Source organism: Pannonibacter sp. SL95, assembly GCF_026672425.1.
Taxonomy (GTDB): domain Bacteria; phylum Pseudomonadota; class Alphaproteobacteria; order Rhizobiales; family Stappiaceae; genus Pannonibacter.
Window position 1 is genome coordinate 1,868,966 of sequence record NZ_JAPPRC010000003.1, and the last position, 15,205, is coordinate 1,884,170.

The following is a 15,205-nucleotide window of genomic DNA, read 5'->3' on the forward strand; positions in this document are numbered from 1 at the left end:
CCGGCATAGCCGGCCCCAATCTTGTCGACTTGAGCCCGGCAGAGCCGGGCTCGGGGCATAGTGCGATCAGCCGCGGCGCTGCTTCTTGAACCAGTCGCGCATGTCGATGATCCACTGGTAGCGGTCGTGGTTCACCTCGACATAGCCCTTGGCGGTCGACTTTTCGGCGCCCGACATTTCCTTGAAGGCGACCGGGTCGGCGGTCGGGACGTTCTTGACGGCGTCCTTCATGGCGGTGATCAAGCCTTCCGGCAGGTTGGCGCGGGCGGTGAAGGGGCCGGAGGTGATTTCCGGGGACTGCCAGATCCAGCAGATCTCGCCCTTCTTGATCATGCCCTTGGCTTCCATGCGCTGCGGAATGCCGTTGATCTCGTTGTTGATGTAGGTGGCGGCGGCGTCGAACTGGCCGTTGGCGACACCGGCGACACCGGCTTCATGGCTGCCCGAGAAGGGGATCGCGCCGAAGAATTCGGTCGGCTTGAAGCCCTGCTTGTCGAGGTTGAAGTAGGGAACGTTGTAGCCGGAGGTGCTGTCCGGATCGGCGAAGGCGAGCGTCTTGCCCTTCAGGTCCTCGACCTTCTTGTAGGGGCTGTCGCAGCGCACGACGACAACCGAGAAATAGCCGGTGGAGCCGTCTTCCTGCTGCTGGGTGAGCAGCGGCACCATGCCGCCTTCGGACTCGGTGTAGGCGGCCGCATAGGCGGAGGAGCCGAGGAAGGCGAATTCGATCTGGTTTGCGGCCAGAGCCTGGATGACGCCGTCGTAGTTGCCGGCGGTGAAGATCTCCACGTCCACGCCGACCGTCTTCTTCAGGTAGTCCTTGAAGGGGGTGTAGCGGGCGATGCGGTCGCTTTCGTTTTCGCCGGACAGGATGCCGAACTTGACGACCTTGTAGTCCTTCTTCCAGTCCTCGGCATGGGCGGCGGTGGCGCCGAGGCCGAGGGCAAGCATGGTGGCGGCTGCAATGATACGCATGTCAGTCTCCCTTGAGAGGTCAGAGAAGGTGAGATCAGGCCGGCACCGCGAGCTTCAGGCTCGTCGATGTCACGGATTCGGAGAAGTCTTCCAGCTCTTCACTGCCGTAGATGCTGCGCATCACGTCACCGGTGAGCAGGCGCGGCGCGCCGTCGAACATCACCCGGCCGGCGCGCATGGCGATGATGCGGTCGCAGTAGTTGCGGGCGGTGTCGAGGGTGTGCAGGTTGACCAGGATGGTGATGCCATCCTCACGGTTGATGGTGCGCAGGGCGTCCATCACGCGGGTGGCATTGCCCGGATCGAGGCTGGCGATCGGCTCGTCGGCGAGCAGGATGCGCGGGTTCTGGACCAGGGCACGGGCAATGGCGACGCGCTGCTGCTGGCCGCCTGACAAGGTGCCGGCGCGCTGCAGTGCCTGCGGAGCGAGATCGAGGCGGTCCAGCGCGTGAATGGCGAGGGTGCGTTCCTCGTCGGAGAACTGCATCGCCATGGAACTGAGAAAACCATGGGCCGAAAGGCGGCCGACCAGCACATTGGTCAGAACGTCGAGGCGTTCGACCAGATTGAACTGCTGGAAGATCATGGCGCAGTCGCGCCGCCAGTCGCGCAGGGCCTTGCCCTTCAGCGCACCGACGTTGAGACCGCCGAAATGAATGCTCCCCTCGGTCGGGTCAATCAGCCGGTTGATGAGGCGCAGCAGCGTGGACTTGCCTGCACCTGAGCGTCCGATCACCCCGACGAACTGGCCCGGGGCGATGGTGAGCGTGACGTTGTCGACGGCGCGGGTGGCGCCGAAGGAGCGGCCGAGGCCAGAGAGGGAAAGAATGTTCTGTTCCATGACGGGAACAGTGCCCGGGCTCTGTTACAGCGCCGCGTCATCCGAATGAATTTTCGATCCGGATTTTGTGACGCAGCGGTGACGCCTTTTTGCCCCGCGGGCCGGAAAGGTCCTCCGGATCGTGGGAGAACCCCTGGGATGCTGACCGTCCAGTGGTCTCAACTCATAAAAAACAATGGGTTAGAACTTTGAACACATCGGTGGAAAGCAGCCGATGCCATGGAAAGTTCATCGATGGGTCGCGGAACTGTCATGTGCTTCGCGCAAAGTCATTCGAACCAATTTTGCGCTGGCTGCCCCGTACTCCGACGCGCCCGCCCCATGCCTGCCATGCCGTCAGGAAAAGGCAATGATCGAGACTGCCGACCAATTCGAGGGACTGGCCGAATTCTATGAGGCCAACCGTCCCGGCTATCCTTGCGATGTGTTTGCGCATCTGGGCCAGACCTGTCCGACGCGGCAGGGTCTTCGGGTGGCCGTCGACGTGGGGGCAGGACCGGGCAACTCGACAGAGAACCTGCTGACCGGTCTCGGCGAGGGCTGGAGCGTGATCGCCAGCGAACCGGGCGAGGACATGCGCCGGGTGCTGATGCGCCGGTTCCGCACAACGCCGCAGGTGCAGATCATCGCAGCGCCGGCCGAGCAGCTGGCGCTGCCATCGGGCTTTGCCTCGCTGGTGGTCGCCTGTTCGGCAGTGCACTGGTTCGACCGGCCGAAATTCTATGCCGAGGCGGCGCGGATCCTGGCGCCGGGCGGCGTGCTGGCACTGGTGCGCAACCGGCGGCGGCCGGCGCAGATCTTCGACGACTTCGAGGCCTATGTCAGCGAGCATTATCCGAGCCGGGTGGAGCTGGAAGCCCGCGAGCTGCGCAAGGAGCCGAGCCACACGGAACTCTCCGGCCTCGACGGCTTCCTGACGGCGCACAGCCGGCGCTGGCCCTGGTCGCGTGCCTTCACCGCGCGCGAGCTGATCGACTTCTACCTGACGCGGGCGACCGTCTGGGCTGTGGTGCGGCGTCTCGGGCTGTCGCGGGTGATGGCGGATTATCTGGAAATCTGCGCCCGGCACGGGCTCTCCGGCGAGACGCGGATGGAGGTGCAGTTCGACACACTGGTGCGCTGGACCCAGCGCCGGGCTCGGTCGGCCAAGGGCGGCTGAGCGGGAGGCTGGTCGGGTGCGGGGAGGGGCTACTCGCTGCCCTTACCGGGGGCTGTCGCATGTGCGGCCAGACGGTTTTCGAGGCCTCTCAGCTCCCCTCCCCCTCGTGGGGAGGGGTAAGGGGTGGGGGGGCACGGGCAGACGTTGGGTCGCAAAGCGTCCGAAGTAAGCCCAATCAGCAACGTATTTACCCTGGATTTAAGTCCGCTCCCCCACCCCCAAACCCCTCCCCACGAGGGGGAGGGGAGCCGAGAGGCTCCGGCAGGGTGAAACCGTCTGGCCTAACCAGCGATTGCCCAGCCCAGAAGGGGGCTGGGTGAGCATTTGCGTTGGCAGATCAAGCCGCGGCTGGTCAGGCGGCGCGCAGGGTGCTGCCGAGGGAGCCGTCGGAGTAGATGAACCGGCCCTGACGCAGGGTGGCACAGACATGGCCGATACCCGTTTCATCCGCAATGACAAGATCGGCAAGGCGGCCGGTCTCGAGGCTGCCGCGGTCGGTCAGACCCAGGGAATCTGCCGGGTTGCGGGTGGCGAGGCGCACCGCGCCGGGCAGGCCGGCGGGATCGGTCTTCGCCAGTTCCAGAAGCGCCGGCAGCATGGCGGAGGGATGGTAGTCCGAGGCCAGCATGTCGAGTACACCGGCCGCATGGGCCTCCCGGGCCGACAGGTTGCCGGAGTAGGACTGGCCGCGCAGGGCGTTGGGGGCGCCCATGGCGGTGGCGAGCCCGAGGCGGCGGGCCTCCTGGGCGGCCTCGATCGTCACCGGGAACTCGCTGATGACGACGCCGAGGCCCTGCATCAGTGCGACCTTGGCCAGCGTGTCGTCGTCATGGCTGGCCAGCGCCACGCCATGGCTGCGGCACAGGTCGGAAATGGCCGAGAGGGTGGCGGCCAGCACGTCGGCCGGCTGGGTGCGTTCCTCGATGCGGCGGGCGACCGCCTCGGCGGCCTCCTCGCGGCTCATGCCCTTCTCGCGGGCCATCTTCTGCACGTGGCGCTCGATGTCGCGGTACTGGCCCTGACCGGGGGTGTGGTCGGTCAGGGAGATGAGGTCGACTGTGCCTTCCGAAATCAGCTCGCCGATGACGTCCAGCGCCTTGGGGAAGGTGATCTCGAAGCGGGCGTGGACGCGGTGGTCGACGTTGAGGCTGCCGCGCATGGCCTTGAGCTTGCGGATGATCGCGCTGGTATGCTCGTAGCTGCGCAGGTGGCCATAGGTCGACATGGGGCTAAAGGACACGGCGGCATAGGCCGTCGTGAAGCCGGCGCCGGCCAGGCGCCGGTCGAGGTCGCGCAGGCCCAGTTCCAGCGGCATCGGTACGTTGGGCCGCGGCTCGACCTCGCGCTCGACCATGTCGCCGTGCATGTCGACGAAGCCCGGCAGGAGCAGGAGGCCGTTGCCCTGAAGGCTGGCACCGGCGACGGGGCCCTCGCGCAGCTCGGCGATGTGCCCGTCCTCGATGCGCAGCGAACCGTGCTCGATCACCTCGGTCGGGGTGACGATGCGAAAATCAGACAGCCACATGCTCAAGGTCTCCAGGTGCGGCTTTGGGGGCGGCTTGGGTTTCAGCGCCAGCTTCATCCGGCAGGCGCTGGGTGGTCAGGAGGATTTCCCGGTCGATGAGGTCGGCCACGTCGCCGGGATGGTGGAAGACGCCGATCATGGCGACCCCGGCGGACTTGAGATCGGCGAGGCGGCGGACGAGCGCCGCACGGGCACCGGCGTCGAGCGAGGCGGTCGGCTCGTCGAGCAGCAGGAGCTTCTGCGGCAGGATCAGCGCGCGGGCGAGGTTCACCTTCTGCTGCTCGCCGCCGGAGAAGGTGGTGGGATAGGCGCGCCAGAGGTCGCGCTTGACGCCGAACTCGCCGAGCCAGCGGCGGGCTTCGTCAAGGGCTTCGGCCTGAGCCACGCCGGCCCGGCGCAGCGGTTCGGCCACGATCTCGTCGGCCGCAACACGCGGACGGGCAACGAGGAACTGGGTGACGAAGCCGATTTCGCGGCGGCGCAGCAAGGTGATGTCCACGTCGGCAGCGGTGGCCAGGTCAATGCGGCCCTCTGCGGCCTGGTACCAGACGTGACCGTCCTGGGGCAGGTAACTGCGGTAGAGGGTGCGCAGGAGGGTGGACTTGCCGACGCCGTTCTCGCCGCGCAGCAGCAGGAATTCGCCGGCGTGAAGACGGAAGGAAATGCCGCTGAAGGCGTGCAGGTCCTGGTCGAGGTGATACATGTGGAAGCGCTTCGACAGGCCTTCCACGTCGAGAACCGGGGTCATGCGAGCGTGATCCTTAGCTGTCAAAGTTTCGCGTGGACAAGCTGCTGGGTGTATTCGTGCTGCGGGTCCTGGAAGACCTGGTCGACCAGTCCCTGCTCGACCACCCGGCCGCGGCGCATGACCATGACCCGGTCGGCCATGGTGTGAATGACGCCGAGATCGTGCGAGACGATGACCATGGTGATGGAGCGGTCGCGCTGCAGCCGCTTCAGCGTGTCGAGGACGAGGGCCTGGACGGAGACGTCAAGCCCGGTGGTCGGCTCGTCGAGCAGCAGGAGCGCCGGCTCCAGCGCGATGGCCTTGGCGAGCTGGACGCGCTGCTGCATGCCGCCCGACAGTTCGATCGGCCGTGCATCCATGCGCTCCAGCGGGAACTCGGACGCGTCCAGCGCCTCGCGGGCCTTGTCGCGCAGCACCTTGAAGCTGCGCTCGCCGGCGATGAGCAGGCGTTCGGCCACGTTGCCGGAGGAGGAATGGCGCATCAGCAGGCCGAGATGCGGGTTCTGGTAGACGATGCCGATGTTGCGGGCGCAGAGCATGCGCCGCTCGAAACGGTCGAGGCCGAACAGGTTGCCGCCAAGGCCCGGCAGGTCCAGCTCGTAGGTGCCGGTGTCGGGCGTGTCCTCGAGGTTCATCATGCGCAAGAGCGTCGACTTGCCGGAGCCGCTCTCGCCGACGATGCCGAGCACCTCGCCCGGATAGACAGTGGCATCCACGTCCTCGAGCGCGGTGACCTTGCCGAAGCGGCGGGTGATGCCGCGCATGGTGAGAAGCGGCGGTGTCGTCATCAGCTGCGGCAGCTGGCGCGGAGCGGCCTCGCCGCGCGGCGCGGGGCTTTGGGCGGTCATGGCTGGAGCTCTCCGTTCTTGTACCAGGTGTCGATGGCGGCCAGGGCCTCGCCCTCGCTGCGGCGGATGGCCTTGATGCCGAAGTGGCTGTCGGAGACCTCGAAGCTGGACGAGCCGTCGTCCTGCGGGATCTCGTTCATGAAATAGCCGGTGAGGCCGGAGCGGTGGCAGGTGAGGTCGTGGTGCTCCTCGACCTTGTAGGGCACGTCGGAGAAGACCAGCGGCTCGACCCGGGTGTAGGGCGGCACGGCATAGAGGCGCTTCTCGCGGCCGGCCGAGAGGAACGTGAGGTGCCTTGCCATGTGCAGCTTCGGCACGTCCCAGCGCGGGATCGGCGAGGGCGTCATCACATGGCGGCCGTTGACGAGGCTCGGGTAGGCCGCGCCCTGCATGATGCGGCCGGAGCGGACCATCTGCTCGTAGAGCGTCAGCCAGAGCCGGCCGTAGTCGGCATCGGCGTGCATCTGGCGGGCGACCGACATGTTGGGCTCGACAGGACGCAAGGGTTCCGGGTTGGGCACCTGCAGCACGAGGATCTGATCCTCGCGCAGCACTTCCTCCGGCACCCGGTGGCGCGACTGCAGGATGGTCGCCTCGCCCGTGTCCCAGGTCTCGCCGGCGCCGGAGACGCGGGAGAGGAACTTGCGGATCGAGGCGGCGTTGACGCTGTCGTCGGCGCCCTGGTCGATGACCTTGACCACGGAGGTGGGCTTCAGCAGCGTCAGGGTCACCTGCAGGCCGCCGGTGCCCCAGCCGCGGGCAATCGGTACCTCGCGGCTGGCGTAGGGCATCTGGCAGCCGGGCACGGCGACCGCCTTCAGCATCTTGCGGCGCAGCTCGCGCTTGGCCGAGGCATCGAGGAACCCGTAGGAGAAGGCCTCCCAGGGCTTTGTCAGGCTGGCAAGGCTGGTCATGCGGGAACCTCTTCGGTCACGGCCGGCTGGCGGGCAGGGGCGGGCGCGGTGGACGCCGCGTCCGGGGCTGCGGCCTTCGCCTTGGCGTCGCGCAGGGCATCCAGCGCCGACTGGAAGGTGACATAGTGGGGGAGCTTGAAGTGGATGCAGAAGCCCGAGGCCTCGACCGGCTCGGTGTGGTAGAGGAAGAACTCCTCGTTGACCGGCGAGTTCTGCGGCGCATCTGGCGCGTTGAGATCGAGCGTAGCGCCGGCGATGACCTTGATCTCGTTCCAGCCGAAGGTGGCGCAGAAGCCGAGATCGAGCTGGCCGGAGCGGCCCTTGGAGGTCACTTCCGCCTGCGAGACCTTGACCCGGCCGGCGCTGAACATGGTGCCGCGCGGATGGCGGACGACCACTTCGGCCTCAGCCAGGCGCAGCTCGTTGACAGTCGGATGGGCGTTGCCATAGCCGCGCATGGCGGAATAGCCGAGCGCCAGCACGCCGCCGGTGTCGGCGCGGGCGAGGCTCTGCAGCGTGTGGGCGCGCTTGGCCGGGAACAGCAGCGGCTCACGCGTCAGGTCGGGAATGTCGTCGAGGGCGACATCCTCGCGCGCCGGATCGGCGACGAGGCCTTGCGCCTTCTGCCAGGCGGCCAGCGAGGGCTGCTCAGCCGGGGCGGGCGTGCTGGCCGGTTCGACCGGAGCGGGCACGAAGGGTCGGCCCTCGAGCACGCCGGTGGCGAGCAACCGGTGCGAATAGTCGAGCGTAGGCCCGAGGATCTGGCCACCGGGGATGTCCTTGAAGGCGGCGGAGATGCGGCGGTGGGTGAAGAGCTTGTCCTGCGTCACCGGCTCCGCGATGGTGAGGCGCGGCTGGGTGGTGCGCCAGGCGCGCAGCAGCAGCACCGCCTCGTAGAGGTCGCCGCCGGACTGGGCCAGCGCCAGTGCCGCGAGATCGGCCTCGTAGAGCGAGGCCTCGCCCATCACCCGGTCGATCAGCCAGGGCAGGGCGCTGCGGATTTCCGCAACTCGCCCGGCGTCGATGGTGCCCATGTCGGCGCGGTAGAGGCGCTCGGACTGGTCAATGGCTTTTTCCCCGCCACGGGTTGCGACATAGGCCATCAGAGCACCTCGATCCGGGTCGAGCGGGGCAGGCCGATGACATCGCTGCCATCGACGATGAAGAGGTCAAAGCCGAGCGGGTAGCGGCAGAGCCGGTCGCGCAGGGCGAAGAAACCCGCCGGCAGGCCGGCGACGGCGATCTCGCGGGTGGTCTCGATGCCCGGACCCGACAGGCTGAGGCGCTGGCCGTCGCCCTCGGCACGGCCAAGCCGGGCCTCGACGACGACGGTGGCCGCGTCATCGGGATAGAGCGCGGAGCCGACCTTCAGGGCGGCGAGGCGCACGATGTCGGCACCCGTCTCCAGCGACAGGAAGACGTGGTCGGCGTCCGCCAGCGGCGTCAGGGTCGCGCCGGTCCAGGCGGCCAGCTCACCGATGACCGCGTCATCCGCATGGACGCGGCACTCGCGGTCGACGAGGGCGAGCAGAATGGTGCGCGGACCGGGTTCGGGCAGATGGCGGATCTCGCCGGGACGGCTCAGCGCCCAGAGGATCGCCTCGAAGGCGGTGTTGTCGCGGATTTCGTCCGCGCCGCGCAAGGGCGCGGTGATCAGGGCGTGGGAACTGGGGGGCAGGGCACCCATGAGCGGGTCTCCGTGACGAGGATGAAGATCAGAAGGTTTCCATGTCGACGCGGGTGGCCTCGACGGCGCACAGGCGCGCCCGGTCGCGGTCGGCATTGGCCGCTTCCAGCCCGGTGACGAAGGCGTCGATGGCCTTGGGCGCGAGGCCAGCTGCCGCTGCGGCATCAATCAGCGCCATGGCCATCGCCCATTCCAGATCGCGGCCCGTGACCATGCCGTAGCCGGTGGCGTCGTGGTCGGTGAGGCGGACCTCAGCTTCGGCGACGAGCACCTCGCCGAGGTGGAAATCGGTGCCTTTCACCGTGTCGCGGAACGGCAGCATGACCAGGCCGGTGCGGCTGCGCAGGACCTCGACGGCTCCGAGCTGCGTCAGCAGGCCTTCGGCGAAGCGCTTCACGCTTTCCGCATCGCCATGGGAGAGCGCGGTGAGAAAGGCGCTGTGGCCGCTGGTGGCCTCATGAGTGGTTGTGGTCTCAGTCATCCTGGTCAGGACTCCGGGGTTCGGCTTCGTCGGGAAGATCAAAGGAGAATTGCACCCGGTCGGCGGACCAGATGGCCTGGGAATAGCCGATCGGCCGTCCGGCAAGATCAACGTCCGTCTTGGTCACGACCAGCACGGGCTGGTCGGGATGCTGCTTGAGCAGTCGCGCCTCTTCCGCTGTCGGACGGCGGGCGTAGATGGTGGTGCTCTTGCGCAGGTAGTCGGTGATGCCGTGCGCGCGGTAGATGTCGGTCACGGAGCGGCCGGCGCGGCGCTGCTCTGCCATGTCGGGAAAGAGGTCGAAGGGATGCCAGGCGACGCCGAGGCTGATCGGCACGCCGTCGGCAAGACCGCGGCGCATCAGGCGATGCACGGGCGTGTTCTCGGTCAGCTCCAGTGCCTCGGCAACGCGGCGCGGGGCCGCGATCACGTCGTCGGTCACCTGTTCGCCGGCCGGCGTTACGCCCTGGCTCAGAAGGTTCTGACGAAAGCGGGTGCGGCGGCCGATCTGGTAGTTGATGAGAGGCGCGCTTTCGACGAAGGTGCCGCGGCCTTGTTCGACGCGCAGCTTGCCCTCGACTGCAAGAGCGGAAATGGCCCGGCGGACCGAATGGCGTCCGGCACCGAACTGGGCGCAGAGCTCCGGCTCGGTCGGCAGTTGCGCGCCAGGTGCCAGCACGCCGGAGAGGATGTCGGCTGCCAGCCGGTCCCGGATCGACTGCCACGTTTCACGCGCCATCAAGGCCTCCAATTCATTCGAATGACTTTGGAGGTGTGATAGCCGGTTTAGGTGACAGAGCCGTGACGCGTCGAGGGAATTGCCGGCCGAGGCGCATATCTGGCATCCAGCCGGTTTACGTTATCGACCTGTCACGCTGCCGCTTCTATGGTCCGTGACACCTTGTGCTAGCATCAGGATTGCCTTTGCTATGACCCCGACCTTCCGTGAGCTCGTTCTGACCTTTGCCCGGATCGGTTTCCTGTCCTTTGGCGGGGCTGCGGGGCAGATCGCGATGATGCACAGGATCGTCGTGGGCGAGAAGAAGTGGCTCGACGAGCCGCGCTACCTGCATGCGCTCAACTATTGCATGCTGTTGCCAGGACCCGAGGCACAGCAGCTTGCAACCTACATCGGCTGGCTGACCCACGGCGTGCGCGGCGGCCTGGCGGCCGGCATCCTGTTCATCCTGCCGGGCAGCCTGATCATGCTGGCGCTGTCGTTCCTCTATGTGCTCGGCACAGGCACGACGCTGGTGGATGGGGTCTTCTTCGGCATCAAGGCAGCGGTGCTGGCGATTGTCATCCAGGCCCTGATCAAGATCGCCAAACGCGGCCTGAAGGGGCCGCTGCCCTATGGCCTGGCCGTGGCGGCGTTTCTGTTGATCTTGCTGTTCGACCTGCCGTTTCCGCTGATCATCCTCGGGGCCGGTGTGGCCGGCGCGCTGGCGGCCCGGGTTGCGCCGCAGCTGATGGGACAGCCGGGTGGTCTTGCGGTGGCGCCGGTTGCTGCCCCGCCTGCGGGCGCCGTGGCCGGTGCCCTGCGCACCGCGCTGGCCTGCCTTGCCGCCTGGTGGGCGCCGGTGCTGGCCGCCGTGCTGCTGCTTGGGCCGGACCATGTGCTGGTCGCCATCGGCCTGTTCTTCTCCAAGCTTGCGGTGATCACATTTGGCGGGGCCTATGCGGTTCTGGCCTACCTGGCGCAGGCGGGCGTCGACATGGGCTGGGCAACGCCGCGCCAGATGATCGACGGGCTTGGCCTTGCCGAGACGACGCCGGGACCGACCATCCTGGTCAACCAGTTCGTCGCCTTCCTGGCGGCCCTGAAGGACGGCGGCGCGCTGCCCGCCCTGCTGGCGGCGACTCTCGGCGCGCTGATGGCCACCTGGGTGACCTTCGCACCGTCGTTCCTGTGGATCTTTGCCGGCGCGCCCTTCGTCGAGGGCCTGCGCCGCAATGCAGCGCTCGCCGCGGCGCTCACCGGGATCACGGCGGCCGTGGTCGGTGTCATCGCCTATGTCGCCGTCTGGTTCGGGCTCAACGTGCTGTTCGCCTCCGCAACGCGGGTGTCGGAGGGTTGGCTTCACTTCGTCCGCGTCGACCCGTCGAGCCTTGATCCCGCCGCAGCCCTCCTCAGCGCCCTGGCCCTCGGCCTCGTCTTCGGCGCAAGACGCGGCATGATGGAGACGGTTGGCCTGATGGCAGTGCTCGGCGTTGCCGTGACAGCTGGGGCGGGGATGTGGTGAGGCGCAGCCGCTGCCCATGATCCAGGGTTACGGCCTCGATCCGCGCCATCGCGCTGTCGCGGCCTCGATCCGCTTGCGTTGCTGCTGTCCCGGCCTTGTGCCGGGACCTGTTCAGTTGGCACGGCATCATTGCGGGCGGCTGGACTTTGCGTCCCTGACAGGTCCCGGCACAAGGCCGGGACAGCGCGGAGAGTTTGATCGGGGGCAGAGGGGGCTTGCTCGGTATGCTGGAACAGCGCGGCATGATGGGGATAGTTGGCCTGAGGGCTGTGATCGGGGCTGTGAAGGTGGGGGGCGAAACGCACTGATAGATTGTAAACCAGACACTTGCAAGTGTACGCAGCTTTCTGCAATCTCCGGTCGTTAAATGCACATCAGCAATTTTTCTGATGCTTCAGGAGGTTATCATGGCTGTCATCCACGGGACTCAATCGATCGATCGGCTTTTCGGGACGGACTTTTCCGACTCGATCTATGCGTACGGTGGTGATGATTTCATCATCGGGGGAGACGAGACGACAGGTGGGGATTACATCGTTGCCGGTGACGGGAATGACTACGTAAATGGCGGGAATGGAAATGACCGCATTTTTGGTGATGAGGGCGATGACACCCTCATCGGTGGTCGGGGCGATGATACTATTTATGGTGGCGTCGGTAATGATCTCATCGATGAGCGGAACTCCGTGGGATCGGACTATTTAAGCGGTGACCATGGAAACGATACAATCTATTCTGGGATTGGCGCAGGAAGCATTGTATCTGGTGGCCGAGGTGCAGATAAAATCTATCTTGGCGGTCAGTATGACAAATGCGACGGTGGGCCAGATAATGATATCATTCGCGCCCAGAATTCAGATCAAGTAATCGAAGGTGGTCTTGGAGCTGACAAATTCTATACAGAGGAGTATGGCGCAATAGAAATTACAGATAAAAGCGGTGTCGGAGATTCGGTTTTTTTGTCAATACAAAGTTGTCAGATCTTGTTTTGCTACGTATTGGTGATGACATGATTGTCGTTTCAGTTGTCGATTGGGCTGATGAAGTTAATGACAACGGGGTCGTTTTGAAGGGGTTTTATGCAAGTCAAGATCATGTCGAGTATATTTATGGTTCTGATGGTAATTATTATGATGTTGGGAGTATCGTAGTCTGAATATCCGATGCGCGCGCTACGCAAGTGGCGCGCGCATTTTCATGGCGTTCACACTAGACTTTCAATTTTTTCATAGCTTGTGTCTAGGATCATTGCTGCCGTTCTTAGTATTGCTGAGCGACCAGCGTCATTCTCGATCTTATAACTATTGAAGCGGTGCAACTGTTCACGGTAGTCGGAAACGATTTGTTCGTTTCTGTTTTTTTCTTGAATGGACAGTATCGCTGATTTTCCGGAATTTCTTTTGTTTAAATAGTCAATGTGCTGCTCAAGGAAATTGATGCGATCCTGTCGATGCTTTGCATCAGCCCGTGTCATCTCGATCAGTTCATTGGCCATTTCCTGGCGCTGTGCGGGCGGATAGAGCCGCTTCATCAGCTCGCGGCCGTCGCCCTTGGGGGCTAGATGCGTGACGTCTTCGTAGTGCTCGATCCGCGTCCGCTGGGCGGTCGGGGGTGTCGTCGTGGAGGGTGCGTCCTGCGCGGTCCCGTTGAACGTCGCCGCTGGCGTGGCTGCCGGCCGCAGCTGCCGTACGGTGGCCGGTCGTTGGGTTGATGTGACATCCATGGCTGTCTCCCTTGGCGCGTCCGCCCGGCAGGAATTGCCCGGCCGGAGGTGGTTCAAAGTGCCGCAACCATTGGTAAGCAAAGTTCGTGCCAGCACGTGTCTGGCCGGTCCGGGCGGGGACTGTCCGGGACGGGGTGCCGTGAGACTGCCTGCAGCCTCCGGTTTTCCTGCGGAAGGGGGCGGGCAGACGGCAAATCCTGCCTGCCGGGGACATTGTGCCGAGGACCCGGCCTCGATCCGCTCGCGCTGCGCCGTCCCGGCCTTGTGCCGGGACCTGTTCAGCCTGCACGGCAGCATTGCGGGCGGCTGGACTTCGCGTCCCTGACAGGTCCCGGCACAAGGCCGGGACAGCGCGGAGAGTTTGATCGGGGGCAGCGAGGCCGCGCGCGGCACGCTGGAACACGCAGCATGGGCTGAGGCGGAGAACAGCGATGGCCAAGCAAAAAAGGCATCCGGAGGGGTGCCCTGCGCTTGATGGCAAACCTCGACCTGACCGACGTCATCCCGGCCAAGCGGAGCGCCGAGCCGGGACCGGAGAGTTGAGGTATCGATTGGTCAACGAGTGCGTGTCGGAGAGGCCTTGGCTCTCCGGTCCCGGATCTCCGCTTCGCTGTCGTCCGGGATGACTGTAGAGGTGGTTCCAAACAAAAAGGGCACCCGGTGGGGTGCCCTTTTCTTGACTGGTGAAGCGTCAGCGGCGCTGTTCGACCGGGATGTAATCCCGCTTCGGGGCGCCGGTGTAGAGCTGGCGCGGGCGGCCGATGCGCTGGCCCGGATCTTCCACCATTTCCTTCCACTGCGCGATCCAGCCCACGGTGCGGGCAAGAGCGAACAGAACGGTGAACATGTGCGGCGGGAAGCCGAGGGCGCGCAGGGTGATGCCCGAGTAGAAGTCGATGTTCGGATAGAGCTTCTTCTCGATGAAGTAGGAATCGTTGAGCGCAATGCGCTCCAGCTCCATGGCGACGTCGAGCAGCGGATCGTCCTTGATGCCGAGTTCGGCCAGCACTTCATGCGTCGTCTTCTGCATGATGCGGGCGCGCGGGTCGTAGTTCTTGTAGACCCGGTGACCGAAGCCCATCAGACGGAACGGATCGTTCTTGTCCTTGGCACGGGCGACATATTCCGGGATGCGGTCAACGGTGCCGATTTCGGTCAGCATGTTGAGCGCGGCCTCATTGGCGCCGCCATGCGCCGGGCCCCACAGGCAGGCGATGCCAGCCGCGATGCAGGCGAACGGGTTGGCGCCCGACGAGCCGGCCAGACGCACGGTCGAGGTCGAGGCGTTCTGCTCGTGGTCGGCGTGCAGGATGAAGATGCGGTCCATGGCGCGGGCCAGAACCGGGTTCACCTTGTACTCCTCGCAAGGCACCGCGAAGCACATGTGCAGGAAGTTTGCCGAATAATCGAGATCGTTCTTCGGGTAAACGAAGGGCTGGCCGATGTGGTACTTGTAGGCCATGGCCGCGATCGTCGGCATCTTGGCGATCATGCGCAGCGAAGCGATCATGCGCTGCTGCGGATCGGAGATGTCGGTCGAGTCGTGATAGAAGGCCGACAGGGCGCCGACCACGCCGACCATCACCGCCATTGGGTGCGCGTCGCGGCGGAAGCCGGAGAAGAAGCGGCTCATCTGCTCGTGGATCATCGTGTGACGGGTCACACGGCTGACGAAGTCGTCCTTCTGCGCCCGGGTCGGCAGTTCGCCGTAGAGCAGCAGGTAGCAGGATTCGAGGAAATCACCGTGATCGGCGAGCTGCTCGATCGGATAACCGCGATAGAGCAGGGTGCCCTCGTCGCCGTCGATGTAGGTGATCTTCGATTCGCACGATGCCGTGGACGTGAAGCCCGGATCGTAGGTGAACATCCCCGTGTCCTTGTACAGGGACGAGATGTCCACGACCGACGGGCCGATCGAGCCGTCGAGCACCTTGTAGTCGCGGCTGTTGCCACCGATGGTCAGATTGGCTGTCGTGTCGCCCATGCAGGTAACCCCCTAGTCTGGAACTGCCGCTGCATCGTGACGCCGGGTTGCGCCTGGCAAGCCCTTAGAAACTGTGC

At 65.3% G+C, this 15,205-nt stretch carries 15 protein-coding genes; 3 read left to right on the forward strand and 12 right to left on the reverse strand.

Going from position 1 to position 15,205, the window contains the following annotated elements:
* Positions 1–66: 66 nt before the first annotated feature.
* Positions 67–975 carry a phosphonate ABC transporter substrate-binding protein gene (phnD, locus tag OVA12_RS09475; protein ID WP_268136615.1) on the reverse strand — a complete coding sequence of 303 codons (909 nt, stop codon included), beginning with the start codon at positions 973–975 and terminating at the stop codon, positions 67–69.
* A gap of 34 nt (positions 976–1,009) precedes the next feature.
* Positions 1,010–1,816 carry a phosphonate ABC transporter ATP-binding protein gene (gene phnC, locus OVA12_RS09480; RefSeq protein ID WP_268136617.1) on the reverse strand — a complete coding sequence of 269 codons (807 nt, stop codon included), beginning with the start codon at positions 1,814–1,816 and terminating at the stop codon, positions 1,010–1,012.
* A gap of 349 nt (positions 1,817–2,165) precedes the next feature.
* Between phnC and OVA12_RS09485 the strand changes: the two genes are divergently transcribed.
* Entirely contained in the window at positions 2,166–2,975 is an 810-nt protein-coding gene (locus OVA12_RS09485) for a class I SAM-dependent methyltransferase (protein WP_268136619.1), read from the forward strand.
* Positions 2,976–3,327: 352 nt separating this feature from the next.
* Here the strand turns inward: OVA12_RS09485 and OVA12_RS09490 are convergent, their stop codons facing one another.
* The 8 genes from OVA12_RS09490 to phnF are packed head-to-tail and all read right to left on the reverse strand — an operon-like array spanning position 3,328 to position 9,917.
* The gene (locus tag OVA12_RS09490; protein ID WP_268136621.1) at positions 3,328–4,500 is read right to left on the reverse strand and encodes an alpha-D-ribose 1-methylphosphonate 5-triphosphate diphosphatase; all 1,173 of its coding nucleotides are present in this window, start codon (positions 4,498–4,500) and stop codon (positions 3,328–3,330) included.
* On the reverse strand, positions 4,487–5,248 hold the full coding sequence (locus OVA12_RS09495) for a phosphonate C-P lyase system protein PhnL (protein WP_268136623.1): 762 nt from the start codon (positions 5,246–5,248) through the stop codon (positions 4,487–4,489). The genes OVA12_RS09490 and OVA12_RS09495 overlap by 14 nt, the downstream gene beginning before the upstream one ends.
* Positions 5,249–5,268: 20 nt before the next feature.
* Complete coding sequence (locus OVA12_RS09500; protein ID WP_268136625.1) at positions 5,269–6,096, reverse strand: ATP-binding cassette domain-containing protein; 828 nt, start codon at positions 6,094–6,096, stop codon at positions 5,269–5,271.
* Positions 6,093–7,010: an alpha-D-ribose 1-methylphosphonate 5-phosphate C-P-lyase PhnJ gene (locus tag OVA12_RS09505; RefSeq protein ID WP_268136627.1), complete on the reverse strand. Its 918-nt coding sequence runs from the start codon at positions 7,008–7,010 to the stop codon at positions 6,093–6,095. Before OVA12_RS09505 ends, OVA12_RS09500 begins: the two co-directional genes overlap by 4 nt.
* A complete protein-coding gene (locus OVA12_RS09510) occupies positions 7,007–8,113 on the reverse strand; it encodes a carbon-phosphorus lyase complex subunit PhnI (protein WP_268136629.1) in 1,107 nt (368 codons plus the stop codon). Before OVA12_RS09510 ends, OVA12_RS09505 begins: the two co-directional genes overlap by 4 nt.
* A complete protein-coding gene (phnH, locus tag OVA12_RS09515) occupies positions 8,113–8,697 on the reverse strand; it encodes a phosphonate C-P lyase system protein PhnH (RefSeq protein ID WP_268136631.1) in 585 nt (194 codons plus the stop codon). Before phnH ends, OVA12_RS09510 begins: the two co-directional genes overlap by 1 nt.
* A 28-nt stretch (positions 8,698–8,725) precedes the next feature.
* The gene (locus OVA12_RS09520) at positions 8,726–9,178 is read right to left on the reverse strand and encodes a phosphonate C-P lyase system protein PhnG (RefSeq protein WP_268136633.1); all 453 of its coding nucleotides are present in this window, start codon (positions 9,176–9,178) and stop codon (positions 8,726–8,728) included.
* Positions 9,171–9,917 carry a phosphonate metabolism transcriptional regulator PhnF gene (gene phnF / locus OVA12_RS09525; RefSeq protein ID WP_268136635.1) on the reverse strand — a complete coding sequence of 249 codons (747 nt, stop codon included), beginning with the start codon at positions 9,915–9,917 and terminating at the stop codon, positions 9,171–9,173. The genes OVA12_RS09520 and phnF overlap by 8 nt, the downstream gene beginning before the upstream one ends.
* Before the next feature lie 190 nt (positions 9,918–10,107).
* On the opposite strand from phnF, the gene chrA reads away from it, so the two are divergent.
* Positions 10,108–11,421, forward strand: a complete 1,314-nt coding sequence (chrA, locus tag OVA12_RS09530) for a chromate efflux transporter (protein WP_268136637.1) — start codon at positions 10,108–10,110, stop codon at positions 11,419–11,421.
* Between the two features lie 407 nt (positions 11,422–11,828).
* Positions 11,829–12,434 carry a calcium-binding protein gene (locus OVA12_RS09535; protein WP_268136639.1) on the forward strand — a complete coding sequence of 202 codons (606 nt, stop codon included), beginning with the start codon at positions 11,829–11,831 and terminating at the stop codon, positions 12,432–12,434.
* A 191-nt stretch (positions 12,435–12,625) separates the two neighbouring features.
* Here the strand turns inward: OVA12_RS09535 and OVA12_RS09540 are convergent, their stop codons facing one another.
* Complete coding sequence (locus OVA12_RS09540; RefSeq protein WP_268136641.1) at positions 12,626–13,144, reverse strand: hypothetical protein; 519 nt, start codon at positions 13,142–13,144, stop codon at positions 12,626–12,628.
* A 691-nt stretch (positions 13,145–13,835) separates the two neighbouring features.
* Entirely contained in the window at positions 13,836–15,128 is a 1,293-nt protein-coding gene (gene gltA, locus OVA12_RS09545) for a citrate synthase (protein WP_268136643.1), read from the reverse strand.
* Between the last annotated feature and the right edge of the window lie 77 nt (positions 15,129–15,205).

Bases quoted from the DNA above. Each gene is read 5' to 3' on its own strand.
- phnD (WP_268136615.1), bottom strand. From the start codon at position 975: ATGCGTATCATTGCAGCCGCCACCATGCTTGCCCTCGGCCTCGGCGCC.
- phnC (WP_268136617.1), bottom strand. From the start codon at position 1,816: ATGGAACAGAACATTCTTTCCCTCTCTGGCCTCGGCCGCTCCTTCGGC.
- OVA12_RS09485 (WP_268136619.1), top strand. From the start codon at position 2,166: ATGATCGAGACTGCCGACCAATTCGAGGGACTGGCCGAATTCTATGAG.
- OVA12_RS09490 (WP_268136621.1), bottom strand. From the start codon at position 4,500: ATGTGGCTGTCTGATTTTCGCATCGTCACCCCGACCGAGGTGATCGAG.
- OVA12_RS09495 (WP_268136623.1), bottom strand. From the start codon at position 5,248: ATGACCCCGGTTCTCGACGTGGAAGGCCTGTCGAAGCGCTTCCACATG.
- OVA12_RS09500 (WP_268136625.1), bottom strand. From the start codon at position 6,096: ATGACCGCCCAAAGCCCCGCGCCGCGCGGCGAGGCCGCTCCGCGCCAG.
- OVA12_RS09505 (WP_268136627.1), bottom strand. From the start codon at position 7,010: ATGACCAGCCTTGCCAGCCTGACAAAGCCCTGGGAGGCCTTCTCCTAC.
- OVA12_RS09510 (WP_268136629.1), bottom strand. From the start codon at position 8,113: ATGGCCTATGTCGCAACCCGTGGCGGGGAAAAAGCCATTGACCAGTCC.
- phnH (WP_268136631.1), bottom strand. From the start codon at position 8,697: ATGGGTGCCCTGCCCCCCAGTTCCCACGCCCTGATCACCGCGCCCTTG.
- OVA12_RS09520 (WP_268136633.1), bottom strand. From the start codon at position 9,178: ATGACTGAGACCACAACCACTCATGAGGCCACCAGCGGCCACAGCGCC.
- phnF (WP_268136635.1), bottom strand. From the start codon at position 9,917: ATGGCGCGTGAAACGTGGCAGTCGATCCGGGACCGGCTGGCAGCCGAC.
- chrA (WP_268136637.1), top strand. From the start codon at position 10,108: ATGACCCCGACCTTCCGTGAGCTCGTTCTGACCTTTGCCCGGATCGGT.
- OVA12_RS09535 (WP_268136639.1), top strand. From the start codon at position 11,829: ATGGCTGTCATCCACGGGACTCAATCGATCGATCGGCTTTTCGGGACG.
- OVA12_RS09540 (WP_268136641.1), bottom strand. From the start codon at position 13,144: ATGGATGTCACATCAACCCAACGACCGGCCACCGTACGGCAGCTGCGG.
- gltA (WP_268136643.1), bottom strand. From the start codon at position 15,128: ATGGGCGACACGACAGCCAATCTGACCATCGGTGGCAACAGCCGCGAC.